This window comes from Bradyrhizobium sp. 134, assembly GCF_023074155.1.
Taxonomy (GTDB): Bacteria; Pseudomonadota; Alphaproteobacteria; order Rhizobiales; family Xanthobacteraceae; genus Bradyrhizobium.
In genome coordinates, this window is sequence record NZ_JADPKX010000044.1 from 1 (window position 1) to 1,598 (window position 1,598).

Here is a 1,598-nt window from a genome sequence, read left to right on the forward strand (position 1 = left end):
CATCCCATTCTGATGTCCCCAGTCAAGCACACAACGCACGGTTTCCCATCTCCACGTGGACTCATCGTGAAGTTCTTGCGCCGATGGATCGTGCAGAGGAGAAGGCGGAACCCAAAGACGTCGGTGAACAGGCTCTGATGCGCGGGTTGGATACCGCATTTCCGTTTTTTCGTCTGGGGCTGTCCCTGGTCTAGCATCGGGCGTCGATCGGATGATCGGCCACATAATGGGTTTCAGGATTTCCCCTGCCGTGGTCCACCTTCACCTCTGCACGATTGATGTCTGCGACTACCCTGATCCTGATTGCAACAAAGAGGGCTGTGGGCCGGTCGAGCGCACCTCACGACTCGAGCGGTCCACAGCCCCCAACGACGTTACGCCTGTCGAGGTGGCATGAGCTCGCGATTGATTGCCCAAATGAAGGCGGATAGCTCTCGGGCAATCGCCGTGACGATCACGGTTCGCCGCTTGCCCTTCCGCTCGAGTGAGCGGAAGCGTCCGCACAATCTGGTTTGCGCTTTCCACGCAATCTCTCGCGCGCGTCTCGGTGCGGCCTCCACCTTTGGCTGCTTGTCTCGGCTTACGCGCGGCGGATATCGATAGCTCCAGGCCGCCTCCACAAGAATACGTCGCGCCCGCCCATTACCGGCTTTGGTGATGCCGCCTCGCTTGACCTTGTCGCCAGTTGAGTTTTCCGTGGGCACCAGACCCAGATAGCTCATCAGCTCGCGCGGATTTTGAAAGCGGGAGAGATCACCGATCTCGACCAGCACCCCCACAGCCGCAATGAGATCAATCCCCCGCATCGCCTGCAGGGCCGCGACAACCTCGGCGAGCGACCACTCGGGTACTACCTCGCGGATGGCATCTTCCAAACGCTCCACTCGCTCACTTTCCTGGCGTATCCCCTCAAGTAACTCTTCGAATGCGATGCGCTGCTCGCGATGCTCGAGCTTCTGCGACATCAGCCATCTCATGTGGGCGGGTCCCCACGTTGTCTTGCCCGGATAGATGCGTCCCAGCCGCAGCATCAATGACGAGATCTGTTGACGCTTGCCCTGGAGGTCCTTCTTCACTGCCTGACGGGCGCGCGAGAGATCGCGCATAGCCTCATATGGCGCTCGTCCGGCACCCACACTGCGGTGAGCTCGCCCGCGCGCAACAGCTTGGCGAGGCTTACCGCATCGCGCCGGTTCGTCTTCACTCGATCGCCGGCCTTCTTCGGAACGAGCGAGGGGGCCACCACCAGGCAGTCATGGCCGAGGCTCTTGAGTAGTCTGTAGAGGCCATATCCTGTCGGCCCTGCTTCGTAGCAAAACGTCAGATGACAGCATTTCGCTGCAAGCTTTGCCACCAGCTTTCGGATCGCTGCCTCCGTGGCAGAAAACTCCCCGAGATATCGTACCTCGCCGCCACGGCCGCCATCGGCAATGGCTATTGCATTGCGCGATTTTGACGTATCGATCCCGACAAAGACCTCGGTATGATGACCCACGACTCGCCCTCCTTGTTTGAGGCTCTGCCCGGTCCATCCAGGCAACCCTCGTCGCAACATCGAGGGTGAGTCGCCTCATTTTGTGGAGGGGACATACAGTCTA

At 59.9% G+C, this 1,598-nt stretch carries 1 protein-coding gene and 1 pseudogene; one reads left to right on the top strand and one right to left on the bottom strand.

Annotated elements, in window-relative coordinates; translation table 11 throughout:
* Window positions 1-194: hypothetical protein (locus IVA75_RS14910; protein WP_247290868.1), on the top strand; the 194-nt coding region annotated here is incomplete at its 5' end.
* A gap of 180 nt (window positions 195-374) precedes the next feature.
* Here IVA75_RS14910 and IVA75_RS14915 read toward each other — a convergent pair.
* Window positions 375-1,495 (bottom strand): annotated as a pseudogene (locus tag IVA75_RS14915) (IS110 family transposase).
* Between the last annotated feature and the right edge of the window lie 103 nt (window positions 1,496-1,598).